Origin of the sequence: Pseudomonas sp. JH-2 (assembly GCF_036231725.1) — a bacterium.
GTDB lineage: Bacteria > Pseudomonadota > Gammaproteobacteria > Pseudomonadales > Pseudomonadaceae > Pseudomonas > Pseudomonas delhiensis.
Genome location: NZ_JAZAQP010000008.1, coordinates 83804 through 100065 on the forward strand (window position 1 = coordinate 83804; position 16262 = coordinate 100065).

The following is a 16262-nucleotide window of genomic DNA, read 5'->3' on the forward strand; positions in this document are numbered from 1 at the left end:
TCACATAAGCCCAATAACGACTTTCCACTTTCTGCCAGCCTGGCTGCGCGGGCCGCATTCGCTCGCCGCGAGGCGCACCCCTTCCCAGAATCGAGGTGAGTTGTGAGTCACTCTGCCGTGCGGGCTTCGTCGGATTCCGAACCCGCCTTGCTGCAGGCCGCCGAAGCGGCCAACCAGGCGCTGGCCGGCGCCGTGAACGACATCGAGAGCTACATCGAGAAAGGCACCCCGGCCTTCATGCGCACCTCGCTTGCGCTGTTCTCCGGCGGCTTCGCCACCTTCGCCCTGCTCTACTGCGTGCAGCCGATGATGCCGGTGCTGTCGCAGACCTTCGCCCTGTCCGCCGCCCAGAGCAGCCTGGTGCTGTCCATCGCGACCATCATGATGGCCCTCGGCCTGCTGGTCACCGGGCCGATTTCCGACGCCATCGGGCGCAAGCCGATCATGGTCGCCTCGCTGGCCTTCGCCGCCCTCTTCACCCTGGCCAGCGCGGTGATGCCCACCTGGCACGGGGTGCTGGCCATGCGCGCGCTGGTCGGGCTGTCGCTCAGCGGCCTGGCCGCGGTGGGCATGACCTACCTGAGCGAGGAAATCCACCCGCAGCACATCGGCCTGTCCATGGGCCTGTACATCGGCGGCAACGCCATTGGCGGCATGAGCGGCCGGCTGATCACCGGGGTGCTGGTGGACTTCGTGTCCTGGCACGCCGCCATCGCCATCCTCGGCGGCCTGGCGCTGCTCGCCGCCGTGGTGTTCTGGCGCATCCTCCCGGAGTCGCGCAACTTCCGCCCCACGCCGCTGAACCTCCGGCAACTGGCCGACGGCTTCGCCTCGCACCTGCGCGATGCCGGCCTGCCCTGGCTGTTCCTCGAAGGCTTCCTGCTGATGGGCGCCTTCGTCACCCTGTTCAACTACATCGGCTACCGCCTGCTGGCCGCCCCCTACAACCTGAGCCAGGCCGTGGTCGGCGTACTCTCGCTGGTGTACCTGGTGGGCATCTACAGCTCCGCCTGGGTCGGCTCGCTGGCCGACCGCCTGGGCCGGCGCAAGGTGCTCTGGGCGGTGATAGTGCTGATGCTCAGCGGCCTGCTGCTGACCCTGCTGCCGGCGCTGCCGCTGATAGTCGCGGGCATGCTGCTGTTCACCTTCGGCTTCTTCGCCGCGCACTCGGTGGCCAGCAGCTGGATCGGCCGCCGCGCGCTGAAGGCCAAGGGCCAGGCCTCGTCGCTGTACCTGTTCAGCTACTACCTGGGCTCCAGCGTGGCCGGCACCACCGGCGGGGTGTTCTGGCACCACTTCGGCTGGACCGGCGTGGGCCTGTTCATCGCCGCGCTGCTGGCGGTCGCCGTGCTGGTGGCCCTGCACCTGGCGCGCCTGGCAGTGTTACCGCGCACCCTTCCCGCCTTGAGCACTTCGCACAACTGAGTAGTTTCTACACACTTTATTGAAAGTCTGTCGGCGACGGATATGCCAGTGTCGCCTCCAGATATGACATGCCCATGAACGCAATGCCCCTAGCCTGGGGTGTCGTGGCGCTTCTACCCAGAAATTTCGCGTCTACGACCAAGGTCGTAACAAAATATGGCGCACATCTTGCGTTCAGGAAAAGGAACACCTCGTTGGATTATCAAAACGGCTTCGGCTGCGCAGGACGCATTTCCTTCCTTTTCTCGCTGTAGGTAACGCATGAGCAGTACCCCATCCGCCGGTCTGGCCCAGGGCCTGAAGAACCGTCACGTCACCATGCTGTCCATCGCCGGGGCCATCGGCGCCGGCCTCTTCGTCGGCTCCGGCCACGCCATCGCCGAAGCCGGCCCGGGCGTCATGGTCTCCTACCTGGTCGCCGGCCTGCTGGTGGTCCTGGTCATGCGCATGCTGGCCGAAATGGCCGTCGCGCAGCCGGACAGCGGCTCCTTCTCCACCTATGCCGACCGCGCCATCGGCCACTGGGCCGGTTTCACCATCGGCTGGCTGTACTGGTGGTTCTGGGTGCTGGTGATCCCGCTGGAAGCCAACGCCGCCGCGGCCATCATCCACGCCTGGTTCCCCGGCGCGCCGGTCTGGGTGCTGGCCTTCGTGATCACCTCGGCACTGACCGTGACCAACCTGTTCAGCGTGAAGAACTACGGCGAATTCGAGTTCTGGCTGGCGCTGATCAAGGTCGGCTCGATCATCGCCTTCCTGGTCCTGGGCTGCGCGGCCATCTTCGGCTTCTCGCTGAACACCGAGGTCAGCGGCATCAGCCACCTGTACGCCGAGGGCGGCTTCATTCCCAAGGGCTGGGGCGCCGTGCTGGCCGCCCTGCTGACCACCATGTTCTCGTTCATGGGCTCGGAGATCGTCACCATCGCCGCCACCGAGTCCAAGGACCCGGCGCAGCAGATCACCCGCGCCACCAACTCGGTGATCTGGCGTATCGCCCTGTTCTACCTGCTGTCGATCCTGATCGTGGTCTGCCTGGTGCCGTGGAACGACCCGCGCCTGGTGAGCATGGGCTCCTACCAGACCGTACTGGACCAGCTGCACGTGCCCTACGCCAAGCTGATCGTCGACATCATCGTCCTGGTCTCGGTGACCAGCTGCCTGAACTCGGCGCTCTACACCGCCTCGCGCATGATGTACTCGCTGAGCAAGCGCGGCGACGCCCCGCGCATCGCCCAGGTGACCAGCGCCAGCCGCACCCCGGTGTACGCGGTACTGCTGTCCACCGCCATGGCCTTCCTGTGCACCTTCGCCAACTACCTGGCCCCGGCCGAAGTGTTCAACTTCCTGCTGGCCAGCTCCGGCGCCATCGCCCTGCTGGTGTACCTGGTGATCGCCATCTCGCAGCTGAACATGCGCAAGAAGCTGCTCGCCCAGGGCCACCAGCTGACGCTGAAGATGTGGCTGTTCCCCTGGCTGACCTGGGCGGTGATCCTGTTCATCGGCGCCGCCCTGGTGATCATGATGATCCGCCCGGACCACCGCATGGAGGTGGTCGCCACCGCCCTGCTGACCATAGTGGTGGTGTGCTCCGGCCTGCTGGTGTCGAACCGCCGCAAGGCCCAGCGCGCCGCCGGTATCGTCGCCGACGCCGCCTGAGCCATCGCGCCCATGAAAAAGCCCCGCCGATGGCGGGGCCTTTTCGTTGGGTGCATGTTTCGTAGGAGCGCGCCCTGCGCGCGAATCGCGGGCAGGGCCCGCTCCTACAGATTGGCAGCGAATTCCCGCCCGGCCCGTAGGGCGCATAACGCCTACGGCGTTATCCGCCGCCATCCCCGGGCACCGATGCTCCGGCCGGCGGCGGATAACCGCGAACGGTTATTCGCCCTACGCGTCAGTGATACTGCGCCGACAGTTCGTGCACTGCCTCGAAGAAGGCGCCGGCATGGGCCGGGTCGACTTCCGGGGTAATGCCGTGGCCGAGGTTGAACACGTGGCCGCTGCCCTGGCCGTAGGCGCCGAGGATGCGCGCCACTTCGCGGCGGATGGCTTCCGGGTTGGCGTAGAGCACCGACGGGTCCATGTTGCCCTGCAGCGCCACCTTATCACCGACGCGGGCGCGGGCGCTGCCGATGTCGCAGGTCCAGTCCAGCCCCAGGGCCTCGGCGCCGACCTCGGCCATGGACTCCAGCCACAGGCCGCCACCCTTGGTGAAGAGGATCACCGGCACCTGGCGGCCGTCGTGCTCGCGGACCAGGCCGTCGACGATCTTCTTCATGTAGGCTAGGGAGAACTCCTGGTAGGCCGCCGACGACAGGCTGCCGCCCCAGGAGTCGAAGATCTGCACGGCCTGGGCGCCGGCGCGGATCTGCCCGTTGAGGTAGCTGGTCACCGACTGCGCCAGCTTGTCGAGCAGCGCGTGCATGGCCTGCGGGTTGTCGTAGAGCATCGCCTTGGACTTGCGGAAGTCCTTGCTGGAACCGCCTTCCACCATGTAGGTGGCCAGGGTCCAGGGGCTGCCGGAGAAGCCGATCAGCGGTACCCGGCCGTTCAGCTCGCGGCGGATGGTGCGCACTGCGTCCATGACGTAGCCCAGGTCCTTCTCCGGATCGGGGATAGGCAGCGCCTCGATGTCCGCCAGGCTGGAGACCACCTTCCTGAAGCGCGGACCTTCGCCGGTCTCGAAGTACAGGCCCTGGCCCATGGCGTCGGGGATGGTGAGGATGTCGGAGAAGAGGATCGCCGCGTCCAGCTGCGGGTAGCGGTCCAGCGGCTGCAGGGTCACCTCGCAGGCCAGCTGCGGGTTCATGCACAGGCTCATGAAGTCCCCGGCCTTGGCGCGGGTGGCGCGGTATTCCGGGAGATAGCGGCCGGCCTGGCGCATCATCCACACAGGGGTGACGTCGACGGGCTGCTTGAGCAGGGCACGGAGGAAGCGATCGTTCTTCAGGGCAGTCATGGCGGCATCCGGCAAAAAAGTGCGGGCATTTTCGCAAAGCCCAAAGCAAAAGGCACGGCGGGGGCCGTGCCTTTTGTCCATCGCGGCATTCTGCCGCAGCGCCATGTGCCTTTGCTTTTCGTAGGAGCGAGCTTGCTCGCGAACCCTGGCCCCGCTGCGGGGTTTGTTCGCGAGCAAGCTCGCTCCTACAAAAGCAGGTGTCAGACGCCGAGGTAATCGAGGATGCCTTCCGCCGCAGTGCGCCCTTCGAAGATCGCCGTCACCACCAGGTCGGAACCGCGGACCATGTCGCCACCGGCGAAGATCTTCGGGTTGCTGGTCTGGTGCTTGAACTGCGCGGCGGCCGGGGCGATGACGCGGCCCTGGTTGTCGATCTCGACCTGGTGCTCGTCGAACCAGGGGGCCGGGCTCGGGCGGAAGCCGAAGGCGATCAGCACGGCTTCGGCCGGGATGATCTCCTCGGAGCCCGGGATCGGCTCGGGGCTGCGGCGGCCGCGGGCGTCCGGTTCGCCCAGACGGGTCTCGACCACCTTCACGCCTTCCACCTTGTCCTCGCCGACGATGGCGATGGGCTGGCGGTTGAAGAGGAACTTCACGCCCTCCTCCTTGGCGTTCTTCACCTCTTTGCGCGAGCCGGGCATGTTCGCCTCGTCGCGGCGGTAGGCGCAGGTCACGGCCTTGGCGCCCTGGCGGATCGAGGTGCGGTTGCAGTCCATCGCGGTGTCGCCACCACCCAGGACCACCACGCGCTTGCCCTTCATGTCGACGAAGTCCTCGGGGGACTTCTCGAAGCCCAGGTTGCGGTTCACGTTGGCGATCAGGAAGTCCAGCGCGTCGTGCACGCCGGGCAGGTCCTCGCCGGGGAAGCCGCCTTTCATGTAGGTGTAGGTACCCATGCCCATGAACACCGCGTCGAACTCGTCGAGCAGTTGCTGCATGGTCACGTCCTTGCCGATCTCGGTGTTCAGGCGGAACTCGATGCCCATGCCGGTGAAGACTTCACGGCGGCGGCTGAGCACGGTCTTTTCCAGCTTGAACTCGGGGATGCCGAAGGTCAGCAGGCCGCCGATCTCCGGGTTCTTGTCGAACACCACCGGGGTCACGCCGTTGCGCACCAGCACGTCGGCGCAGCCCAGGCCGGCCGGGCCCGCGCCGATCACCGCAACACGCTTGCCGGTGGGCTTGACCTTGGACATGTCCGGGCGCCAGCCCATGGCGAAGGCGGTGTCGGTGATGTACTTCTCCACCGAACCGATGGTCACCGCGCCGAAGCCGTCGTTGAGGGTGCAGGCACCCTCGCAGAGGCGGTCCTGCGGGCACACCCGGCCGCAGACTTCCGGCAGGGTGTTGGTCTGGTGCGACAGCTCGGCGGCGGCCAGGATGTTGCCTTCGGAAACCAGCTTCAGCCAGTTGGGGATGAAGTTGTGTACCGGGCACTTCCACTCGCAGTACGGGTTGCCGCAGCCGAGGCAGCGGTGAGCCTGGTCGGCCGCCTGCTGCGGCTTGAACAGGTCGTAGATTTCCACGAACTCGCGCTTGCGCTGGCGCAGCAGTTTCTTCTTCGGATCCTTGCGCCCGACTTCGATGAACTGGAAGTCATTGTTGAGACGTTCAGACATTTCAAGACCTCATTTACAGCGGCCGCAGGCTTCAGGCTGCGGGCCGCAGGCAAACTACACGGTAAGGGCCAGGCCGGCCTGCAGCCTGTGGCCTGGCGCCTATAGCGGCTTCACTGCGGGTTGGCACGGGTGCTGGTCAGCAGGGAACCGAGGCTGGCGGCCTTCGGTTTCACCAGCCAGAACCGACGCAGGTAGTCGTCGAGATTCTCCAGCAGGTTCGCACCCCACTCGCTCGCCGTTTCCTCGACATATTCCACCAGGACCTTGCGCAGGTGACTGCGCTGGGCCTCCATCGACTCGCCGCTGATCCGCTGGATTTCCACCAGCTCATGGTTCACGCGGTCGACGAAGGTGTTGTCCATGTCCAGGACATAGGCGAAGCCCCCGGTCATGCCGGAGCCGAAGTTGTAGCCGGTCTTGCCCAGTACGCAGACGAAACCGCCGGTCATGTATTCGCAGCAGTGGTCGCCGGTGCCTTCCACCACCGCGTGGGCGCCGGAGTTGCGCACGCCGAAACGCTCGCCCGCGGTGCCGGCGGCGAACAGCTTGCCGCCGGTGGCGCCGTACAGGCAGGTGTTGCCGAGGATGGCCGACTCCTGGGTCTTGAACGGGCTGCCCTTGGGCGGGGTGACCACCAGCTTGCCGCCGGTCATGCCCTTGCCCACGTAGTCGTTGGCGTCGCCTTCCAGGTACAGGTGCAGGCCGCCGGCGTTCCACACGCCGAAGCTCTGCCCCGCGGTGCCCTTGAAGCGGAAGGTGATCGGCGCCTTGGCCATGCCCTGGTTGCCGTGGACCTTGGCGATCTCGCCGGACACGCGCGCGCCGATGGAACGGTCGCAGTTGCAGATGTCCAGCGCGTACTCGCCGCCCTTGGCGCCTTCGATGGCACCGCGGGCCAGCTCGACCATCTTCTCGGCCAGCAGGCCCTGGTCGAACGGCGGGTTCTTCTCCACTTCGCAGAACTGCGGCTTCTCGGCCGGGATCAGGTCGCTGCCCAGCAGCGGCGTGAGGTCGAGGTTGCCCTGCTTGGCGGTTTCGCCGGGCAGGATTTCCAGCAGGTCGGTACGCCCGATCAGCTCGGCGAGGCTGCGCACGCCCAGCCTGGCCAGCCACTCGCGGGTCTCGCTGGCGATGAAGGTGAAGAAGTTCGTCACCATCTCGACGGTGCCGATGAAGTGGTCCTTGCGCAGCTTGTCGTTCTGGGTGGCCACGCCGGTGGCGCAGTTGTTCAGGTGGCAGATGCGCAGGTACTTGCAGCCCAGGGCGATCATCGGCGCGGTGCCGAAGCCGAAGCTCTCGGCGCCGAGGATGGCCGCCTTGATCACGTCCAGGCCGGTCTTCAGGCCACCGTCGGTCTGCACGCGGACCTTGCCGCGCAGGTCGTTGCCGCGCAGGGTCTGGTGCGCCTCGGCCAGGCCCAGTTCCCACGGGCTGCCGGCGTACTTGATGGAGGTGATGGGCGAGGCGCCGGTACCGCCGTCGTAGCCGGAGATGGTGATCAGGTCGGCATAGGCCTTGGCCACGCCGGCGGCGATGGTGCCCACGCCCGGCTCGGAGACCAGCTTCACCGACACCAGCGCCTGCGGGTTGACCTGCTTGAGGTCGAAGATCAGTTGCGCCAGGTCCTCGATGGAGTAGATGTCGTGGTGCGGCGGCGGAGAGATCAGGGTCACGCCGGGCACCGCATAGCGCAGGCGGGCGATCAGGCCGTTGACCTTGCCGCCGGGCAGCTGGCCGCCCTCGCCGGGCTTGGCGCCCTGGGCCACCTTGATCTGCAGGACCTCGGCGTTGACCAGGTATTCCGGGGTCACGCCGAAGCGGCCGGTGGCCACCTGCTTGATCTTCGAGCTCTTCAGCGTGCCGTAGCGCGCCGGGTCCTCGCCGCCCTCACCGGAGTTGGAGCGACCGCCAAGGCGGTTCATCGCCTCGGCCAGGGCCTCGTGGGCCTCCGGCGACAGCGCGCCGAGGGAGATGCCGGCGGCGTCGAAGCGCTTGAAGATCGACTCCAGCGGCTCGATCTCGTCGAGGCTCAGCGGCTGCTCGACGGGCTTCACCTGCAGCAGGTCGCGGAGCATCGACACCGGGCGCTTGTCCACCAGCGCGGTGTATTCCTTGAACTTCTCGTAGTCGCCCTGTTGCACGGCGGCCTGCAGGGTGTTGACCACGTCCGGGTTGTAGGCGTGGTACTCGCCGCCGTAGACGAACTTCAGCAGGCCGCCCTGCTGGATCGCCTTGCGGTTGTTCCAGGCCTCGCCGGCCAGCAGTTTCTGCTCGTTCTCGATGTCGAGGAAGCGCGCGCCCTGGATGCGGCTGGGCACGCCCGGGAAGCACAGGCCGGTGACCTCGTCGGACAGGCCGATCGCCTCGAACAGCTGGGCGCCGCGGTACGAAGCCACGGTGGAGATGCCCATCTTCGAGAGGATCTTCATCAGGCCCTTGGAGATGCCCTTGCGGTAGTACTTGAACACCTCGTAGAGGTCGCCCAGCACTTCACCGGTGCGGATCAGGTCGGCCAGCACCTCGTAGGCGAGGAACGGGTAGACCGCGGAGGCGCCGAAGCCCACCAGCACCGCGAAGTGGTGCGGGTCACGGGCGGTGGCGGTCTCCACCAGGATGTTGGAGTCGCAGCGCAGGCCGGTCTGCACCAGGCGATGGTGCACGGCGCCCACGGCCAGGGCCGCATGCACCGGCAGCTTGCCGGGGGCGATGTGGCGGTCGGACAGCACCAGCAGCACCTTGCCGGCGCGCACGGCTTCCTCGGCCTGGTCGGCGATGTTGCGCACGGCCGCTTCCAGGCCGACGGTCTCGTCGTAGTTCAGGTCGATGTGGTGACGGTCGAAGCCCGGGCGCTCCAGGTTCATCAGGCTGCGCCACTTCGCCGGGGAGATCACCGGGGTGGTCAGGATGGCCTGGTTGGCGTGGTGCGGCGACTCTTCGAAGATGTTCTGCTCGACGCCCAGGCAGGTTTCCAGGGACATCACGATCGCCTCGCGCAGCGGGTCGATCGGCGGGTTGGTGACCTGGGCGAAGACCTGGCGGAAGTAGTCGTAGGGCGAGCGGATGCGCTTGGACAGCACCGCCATCGGGGTGTCGTCGCCCATCGAGCCGACCGCTTCCTGGCCCTGCTCGGCCAGCGGGCGCAGCACCTGGTCACGCTCCTCGAAGGTGACCTGGAACATCTTCATGTACTGCTTGAGCTGGTCGCTGTCGTAGCTGGCCACGCCCTGGTCGTCTTCCAGGGTCGCCTGGATGCGCAGCGCGCTCTGGCGCAACCACTGCTTGTAGGGGTGGCGCGACTTCAGGCGGTTGTCGATGTCCTCGGTCTGCAGCAGCTGGCCGGTCTCGGTGTCCACCGCGAGGATCTGCCCCGGGCCGACGCGGCCCTTGGCCAGCACGTCCTCGGCCTTGTAGTCCCACACGCCGATTTCCGAGGCCAGGGTGATGTAGCCGTTCCTGGTGGTGACCCAGCGCGCCGGGCGCAGGCCGTTGCGGTCGAGCAGGCACACGGCATAGCGGCCGTCGGTCAGCACCACGCCGGCGGGGCCGTCCCACGGCTCCATGTGCAGCGAGTTGAATTCATAGAACGCGCGCAGGTCGGCGTCCATGGTCTCGACGTTCTGCCAGGCCGGCGGAATGATCATGCGCAGGCCGCGGAACATGTCCATGCCGCCGGTGACCATCAGCTCGAGCATGTTGTCCATGCTGGAGGAGTCCGAACCCACGCGGTTGACCAGCGGGCCCAGCTCGTCGAGGTTCGGCATGAACTCGTTGGTGAACTTGCTGCGCCGGGCCTGGGCCCAGTTGCGGTTGCCGGTGATGGTGTTGATCTCGCCGTTGTGCGCCAGCAGGCGGAACGGCTGGGCCAGCGGCCACTTCGGCAGGGTGTTGGTGGAGAAGCGCTGGTGGAAGACGCAGATGGCGGTCTTCAGGCGCTCGTCCGAGAGGTCCGGATAGAAGGCGGCGAGGTCCGCCGGCATCATCAGGCCCTTATAGATGATGGTCTTGTGCGAGAAGCTGCAGACGTAGTGGTCGGCATCCGCGGCGTTGGCCACCGAGGAACGGCGGCGGGCGCAGAACAGCTTCACGGCGAAGTCCTGGTCGGACAGGCCTTCGCCGCCGACGAACACCTGCTCGATCTGCGGCAGGCGCTCCAGGGCCAGGCGGCCGAGCACGCTGGTGTCGATCGGCACCTTGCGCCAGCCGACCAGTTGCAGGCCTTCGGCCTCGATCTCGCGGTTCATGTTCGCGCGAGCGGCCTCGGCCTTCACCGGGTCCTGGTTGAAGAAGACCATGCCCACCGCATACTGGGCGGGCAGGTCGGTCGCGAATTCGGCCTTGGCCACCGCACGCAGGAACTCGTCGGGCTTCTGGATCAGCAGCCCACAGCCGTCCCCGGTCTTCCCGTCCGCGTTGATCCCACCTCGGTGGGTCATGCAGGTCAGTGCTTCGATGGCGGTTTGCAGAAGTTCATGGCTTGGCTCGCCCTGCATATGGGCGATCAGGCCGAATCCGCAGTTATCCTTGAACGTCTCAGGATGGTACAGACCTGCTTTCATAGGGAACTCTCACCGGCAAAACTTTTTTAATTCAGCGACTTCGCCTGTCTTCTCGCTCAAGCGGCAAGTTTCCGACAGGCAAAGGGAGGCCATTGTACATAGGTAAAAGGCGCGTCACAAATTTTTGGCGAGGGGCTGAAACTGAATGTCGCATTCCTGAAAGAAAAAACCCGCCAGTCGTGCTTGTGACTGGCGGGTTTTCATTTTTGCGACAGTGCCGTCAGTGGGCGCCGGCGATTTCCTGCTGGATGCTGGCGAAGGTGCGCGGCCAGGGTTTGCCGCCCTGGGCCTTGGCCGACAGGCTCTTCACCGCGGCCTGGGCGGCGGCGCGGCTGGGGAAGCTGCCGTAGGTCACCACGTAGAACGGCTTGCCCTGCAGGGTCTTGCGGAAGTAGCGGTACTCGCCGCCACCCTGCTTGCTGATGTAGGCCTTGGCGCTGGCCTCGGAGCCGGTGCCCAGTACCTGCACAGCATAATTCCCCGCGGGCTGCGAGCGATACCACTGGCTGCCGGCACCACCGGCGGCGGCGCTGGCCTTGGCCGGGGCGGCGGCGGGCTTGCTCGGCGCCGCCTTGGCCACGGCCTTGGGCTCGGCCGACTTGGCCGCGGGCTTGGCGACCGGCTTGACCGGCTCGGCCTTGGCCACCGGCTTGCTGGCCGGCGCCGGCACGGGAGCCGGCGCCGAAACCACCGGCTGCGCCGGAGCGCTCGCCACGCTCGGCGCCGGCGGCACCGGGTTCAGCGGTTGCGCCGCGCTCTTGCCGGCCAGCGGCGCGAGCGGCGGTGCGGAGGTGGTCACGGTCGGCGGCACGCCTGGCGCGGGCATGGCGCCCTCGTCGGCATCTTCCTGGCCACCGGCCTGGGCCATGGGCTCGCGGATCACCGGCTGGGCCTCGCCCACCAGCGGCAGCGGCACCGGCTGGTTGGAGCCGGCGAATTCCACCGAGGGGCCGGAACCCGAGGCCGGCGCCTGGGCGGCGCCCGGTTGCGCGGCGGAGCCCATCGGCAGTTGCGCGGAAGCCTGGGTGGCGGCGCTATCCGGCTTGCTGGTGCGGCCCTGCATGAACCAGGCGGCGACCACGCCGATGGCGACCACGCCGAGGATCAGCAGATGCTTCTTCGGCAGGCGCAGGCCGGCGCCGGGAGCGGCCTTGCGGGCACCGCCACGGTCGGCCAGCATCGCCTCGATCAGGGCATCGCGGGCCACCTGGTTGATCGAGCCCGGCCAGCCGCCGGATTGCTCGTGGATGTCGGCCAGCAGGTCGTCGGAAATCAGTTCCGCGCCCTGGCCGGCGCCTTCCAGGCGTTGCGCCAGGTATTCGCGGGTCTCTTCCTCGCTGTAGGGCTGCAGCTCGATGGCGTGGAAGCGTTCCTCGCCCTCGGACAGCGCCTCCAGCCGCGACAGCAGCTCGGGCTCGCCGAACAGGAACACGTGCAGGCGCGCCTCGCTGTTACCGGCGGCCAGCAACAGCAGCACTTCGAGGGCGCCGTCGCGCAGCTGCTCGGCATCGTCCACCAGCAGGTAGACGTCCTGCCCGGTGATCGCCAGCTGGGCGACCTTGGCCAGGATGGCCTCGATGCTCACCTGGGTGATGCCCAGGCCCTGGGCCAGCTGGCGCATCAGGGTGGCCTCGTCGGCCGCCGAGCGGCCGGAGATCACCACGCTGGACACCGCGTCCTTGTTGGTGCTGGCCACCAGGGCCTGGCGCAGCAGGGTCTTGCCGCTGCCCAGGGGGCCGGTCACCGCCAGCAGCAGGTGGCTGTAGCGCGCCAGGTGGTGCAGTTGGCCCAGCACCGGCTTGCGCTGTGCCGGGAAGAACTTGAAGCCAGGAACCCGCGGAGCGAAGGGGTCGTGGCTGAACTGGTAGTGGGCCAGGAAGGCCTCATCGGCATGCAAGCTGGACATGGGACCTCAATGTTCTCCTAACTGATCGACCAGGGCCTGGTAATCAGTACGCAGGGTTTCTTCCAGAATCTCACGAGGGAAGTCCGCAGTGACCACCGCATCCCCCAGCCCTTTCAGCAATACGAGGCGCAGACGGCCGTCGAGCACCTTCTTGTCCACCGCCATGTGCTCGAGGAAGTCCCCGGCGCTCATTTCCTTCGGCGGCACTACCGGCAGTTTCGCCCGCTGCAGCAGGCGCACGCCACGATCGCGCTCGGCGGCGGTCAGCCAGCCCAACAGATGCGACATCTGCAGTGCCATCACGGTTCCCGCAGCCACGGCTTCGCCGTGCAGCCAGACGCCGTAGCCCATGTGGGTCTCGATGGCGTGGCCGAAGGTGTGGCCCAGGTTCAGGGTAGCGCGCACCCCGGACTCCCGTTCGTCGGCGCCCACCACGCGGGCCTTGGCCGCGCAGGAACGCTCGATGGCTTCGGCCAGGGCGGCGGAGTCGAGCGCCAGCAGCGCATCGACGTTGTCTTCCAGCCAGGCGAGGAAGGGCTCGTCGCAGATCAGGCCGTACTTGATGACTTCCGCCAGGCCGGCGGACAGCTCGCGGGCCGGCAGCGTACGCAGCGAGGCGGCATCGATGACCACCGCCTGCGGCTGGTAGAAGGCGCCGATCATGTTCTTGCCCAGCGGGTGGTTGATGCCGGTCTTGCCGCCCACCGAGGAGTCCACCTGGGACAACAGGGTGGTCGGCACCTGGATGAAGTCGACGCCGCGCTGGTAGCAGGCGGCGGCGAAGCCGGTCATGTCGCCGACCACGCCGCCGCCGAGGGCGATCAGGGTGGTCTTGCGGTCATGCCGCGCCTGCAGCAGGGCATCGAAGATCAACTGCAGGGTTTCCCACTGCTTGTAGGCCTCGCCATCGGGCAGGACCACGGCGATCTGCGCGTAGTCGGCCAGCGTCTTCTGCAGGCGCGCCAGGTACAGCGGGGCGATGGTCTCGTTGGTGACGATGGCGACCTGCCGCCCACGGATGTAGGGCGCGAAATGGCGCGGGTCGTCCAGCAGCCCTTCGCCGATGTGGATCGGGTAGCTGCGGTCGCCGAGATCGACAGTGAGTGTGCGCATGAAGCCCCCAGACAGGAAAGGGCACTAGGATAACGCAGAACCGGGCGCCCTTTAATGGCGCTCCAGCCTGCGCAGGCGATCGAGTATCTCCAGCACCACCAGGCGCGGCGGCCGCTCGTCGGTTTCCACCACCACGTCGGCGACTTCCCGGTAGAGCGGATCGCGCAGGGCCATGAGGTCGCGCAGGATCTGCCCCGGGTTGGGCTTCTGCAGCAGCGGCCGGTTCTTGTCGCGGGCGGTGCGGGCGATCTGCTGGTCGACCGAGGCGTGCAGGTAGACCACCTTGCCGCCGGCCTTGAGCGCGGCGCGGTTGGCCTCGCGCAGCACGGCGCCGCCGCCGGTGGCGATCACCACGCCATCGCCGTCGCAGAGCTCGGCGAGCATGGCGGTTTCCCGCTCACGGAAGCCGGCCTCCCCCTCGACGTCGAAGATCCAGGGGATGTTGGCTCCGCAGCGCTGTTCGATCTCCTTGTCGGAGTCCTTGAAGTCGAGGTGCAGCTCTTTGGCAAGAAGACGCCCGATGGTGCTCTTTCCAGCACCCATCGGGCCTACCAGAATCAAATTGGGCACGGCATTGATCAACGATCGATGGCAATGGCCTGATTATTCATGATCCGGGGAGTGAGGAAAACCAGAAGCTCGTTCTTGGTGTCCTGCACGTAGTCGTTCTTGAACAGGCGGCCGACGACCGGTACGTCGCCGAGGAACGGTACCTTGGAGGTGGTCTTGGTCTGGGTGTTGGAGAACACCCCGCCGATGACGATGGTTTCACCGTCGTTGACCAGCACCTTGGCGTTGACCTCGTTCTTCTTGATCGGCGGTACGCCGAGCAGCGCGTTCTGGTAGTCGGGCTCGTCCTTGTTCACCTTGACCTGCATGATGATGCGGTTGTCCGGGGTGATCTGCGGGGTGACCTCCAGGGACAGCGCGGCCTCCTTGAACGACACCGAGGTGGCGCCGCTGGAGCTGGCTTCCTGGTAGGGAATCTCCGAGCCCTTGAGGATCTTCGCGGTTTCCTTGTCCGAGGTGACCACCTTGGGCTGCGACACCACTTCGCCGTTGCCGGTCTTCTCCATGGCGTTGAGCTGCAGGTCCAGGGTGGTGTTGTCGGTGACGAAGCCGATGCCGATGCCGGAGGTCGGCGTCGCGGTGGTCACGCCCAGGTCGACGAAGGTGTTGGTCGCGCTGTTGGTGCCGCCGCTGATGTTGAAGTTGCCGCGGTTGTTCAGCGAACCGCCCCACTGCACCCCCAGCTCCTTGGTGTAGTCGACGCTGGCCTCGACGATGCGCGCCTCGATCATCACCTGGCGTACCGGGATGTCCAGCTGCGAGACGATGCGGCGCAGCTCGTCCAGGCGGTCCTGGGTCTGGTAGGCGATGATCGCGTTGGTGCGGTCGTCGACGGTGATGGAGCCACGGTTGTCGCTACCGGCGGCAGGCTGGGCGCCCGGACCGGAGCTGGTGCCGGTGACGGACTGGAACAGCTTGGCGATGTCGGAGGCCTTGGCGTAGTTCACCTGGATCAGCTCGCGGCGCAGGGGCGCAAGTTCGGCGATCTGCTTCTGCGCTTCCAGCTCCTGGCGCTCGCGCGCGGCGATCTCGTCGGCCGGCGCCACCAGCAGCACGTTGCCGACCTTGCGCTTGTCCAGGCCCTTGGTCTTGAGCACCAGGTCCAGCGCCTGGTCCCAGGGCACGTTCTGCAGGCGCAGGGTGATGTTGCCCTGCACGGTGTCCGAGGCCACCAGGTTGAGGTCGGTGAAGTCGGCGATCAGCTGCAGCACCGAGCGCACGTCGATGTCCTGGAAGTTCAGCGACAGTTTCTCGCCGGTGTAGGCGAAGCTGTCCTTCTTGCGCTTCTCGGCATCGCCGGCGGTCATCGGCTTGATGCTGACGGTCATGCGGTTGTCGGTCTGGAACACCAGGTAGTCGTACAGGCCGCTGGGCTCGATGACGATGCTGGCCTTGTCGCCGGCCGCCGAGGCGTTGACGAACTGCACCGGGGTGGCGAAGTCCTTCACGTCCAGGCGCACGCGCAGGCTGTCGGGCAGCTGGGTGCGCGGGAAGTCCAGGCGGATCTTGCCGCCCTGCTCCTGGATGTCGGGGCTGACGCTCGGGTCGGACAGGTCGATGACCACGTTGCCCTCGCCCTGCTCGCCGCGCTGGAAGTCGATGTTGCGGATCGCCTTGCCCACCGGCACGTAGGGCTTGGGCTGCACCGGGCGGGGCGCCGCGGCATAGGCCGGGGCCGCGGCTGGCGCGGAGCTGGCCGCCGCGACCGGCGCACCGCCGCCCTGGCCGACCAGGATGATCAGGTTGTTGCCCTGGGTACGGGTGGAGTACGGCACCAGGCTGGTCAGGTTGATGATCAGGCGGGTGCGGTCCTTGGCCTCGACCACGGTCAGGCTGCGCGCGTTGCCCACGCCCAGCTCGCGGTTCTTGCTGCCCAGCTTGTTCTGCACGCCCGGCAGGTCCAGCGCGATGCGCGCCGGCTGCTCGATGGTGTAGCCACGCGGCGCGGTCACCGGCTCGTCGAAGCCCAGCTTGAGCTCCACGCGATCCCCCGGCAGCGACGCCACGTCGACGCTCTGCAGGTTGGCGGCGAGCAGGCTCGGCGCGAAAAGGCCGGCCAACAGGGCGAGGCCCAGGCGGGTCATAGTTCTGTTCATCGTCGTCTGTATCCGTCGTGC

Annotated in this window: 9 protein-coding genes; 2 read left to right on the forward strand and 7 right to left on the reverse strand. The window is 67.0% G+C overall.

Translation table 11 applies throughout. The features are described 5' to 3' along the window. Positions 1–102 precede the first annotated feature (102 nt). Positions 103–1425 (forward strand): MFS transporter, encoded by a 1323-nt coding sequence (locus tag VV867_RS07955; protein ID WP_328566057.1) that lies wholly within the window; start codon positions 103–105, stop codon positions 1423–1425. A 261-nt stretch (positions 1426–1686) separates the two neighbouring features. Further along, positions 1687–3081, forward strand: coding sequence for a GABA permease (gene gabP / locus VV867_RS07960; protein ID WP_275628375.1), 1395 nt, complete (start codon positions 1687–1689; stop codon positions 3079–3081). 235 nt (positions 3082–3316) lie between these two features. Here the strand turns inward: gabP and hemE are convergent, their stop codons facing one another. The 7 genes from hemE to pilQ form a co-directional block, all read right to left on the reverse strand. Next, positions 3317–4381, reverse strand: a complete 1065-nt coding sequence (hemE, locus tag VV867_RS07965; protein WP_109933148.1) for a uroporphyrinogen decarboxylase — start codon at positions 4379–4381, stop codon at positions 3317–3319. A 200-nt stretch (positions 4382–4581) separates the two neighbouring features. Further along, positions 4582–6000: an FAD-dependent oxidoreductase gene (locus VV867_RS07970; protein WP_109933147.1), complete on the reverse strand. Its 1419-nt coding sequence runs from the start codon at positions 5998–6000 to the stop codon at positions 4582–4584. Between the two features lie 110 nt (positions 6001–6110). Further along, positions 6111–10556, reverse strand: coding sequence for a glutamate synthase large subunit (gene gltB / locus VV867_RS07975; protein ID WP_275628374.1), 4446 nt, complete (start codon positions 10554–10556; stop codon positions 6111–6113). Positions 10557–10776: 220 nt separating this feature from the next. Next, positions 10777–12462 carry an AAA family ATPase gene (locus VV867_RS07980; protein WP_328566058.1) on the reverse strand — a complete coding sequence of 562 codons (1686 nt, stop codon included), beginning with the start codon at positions 12460–12462 and terminating at the stop codon, positions 10777–10779. A gap of 6 nt (positions 12463–12468) precedes the next feature. Then, positions 12469–13575, reverse strand: coding sequence for a 3-dehydroquinate synthase (aroB, locus tag VV867_RS07985; RefSeq protein ID WP_328566059.1), 1107 nt, complete (start codon positions 13573–13575; stop codon positions 12469–12471). A gap of 51 nt (positions 13576–13626) precedes the next feature. Next, positions 13627–14145, reverse strand: coding sequence for a shikimate kinase AroK (aroK, locus tag VV867_RS07990; protein ID WP_089390050.1), 519 nt, complete (start codon positions 14143–14145; stop codon positions 13627–13629). Positions 14146–14153: 8 nt separating this feature from the next. After that, positions 14154–16241 (reverse strand): type IV pilus secretin PilQ, encoded by a 2088-nt coding sequence (gene pilQ / locus VV867_RS07995; RefSeq protein WP_275628371.1) that lies wholly within the window; start codon positions 16239–16241, stop codon positions 14154–14156. Positions 16242–16262 lie beyond the last annotated feature (21 nt).

Excerpts from the sequence above, each read along its gene's own strand:
- gabP (WP_275628375.1), top strand. The coding sequence starts at position 1,687 with ATGAGCAGTACCCCATCCGCCGGTCTGGCCCAGGGCCTGAAGAACCGT.
- hemE (WP_109933148.1), bottom strand. The coding sequence starts at position 4,381 with ATGACTGCCCTGAAGAACGATCGCTTCCTCCGTGCCCTGCTCAAGCAG.
- VV867_RS07970 (WP_109933147.1), bottom strand. The coding sequence starts at position 6,000 with ATGTCTGAACGTCTCAACAATGACTTCCAGTTCATCGAAGTCGGGCGC.
- gltB (WP_275628374.1), bottom strand. The coding sequence starts at position 10,556 with ATGAAAGCAGGTCTGTACCATCCTGAGACGTTCAAGGATAACTGCGGA.
- VV867_RS07980 (WP_328566058.1), bottom strand. The coding sequence starts at position 12,462 with ATGTCCAGCTTGCATGCCGATGAGGCCTTCCTGGCCCACTACCAGTTC.
- aroB (WP_328566059.1), bottom strand. The coding sequence starts at position 13,575 with ATGCGCACACTCACTGTCGATCTCGGCGACCGCAGCTACCCGATCCAC.
- pilQ (WP_275628371.1), bottom strand. The coding sequence starts at position 16,241 with ATGAACAGAACTATGACCCGCCTGGGCCTCGCCCTGTTGGCCGGCCTT.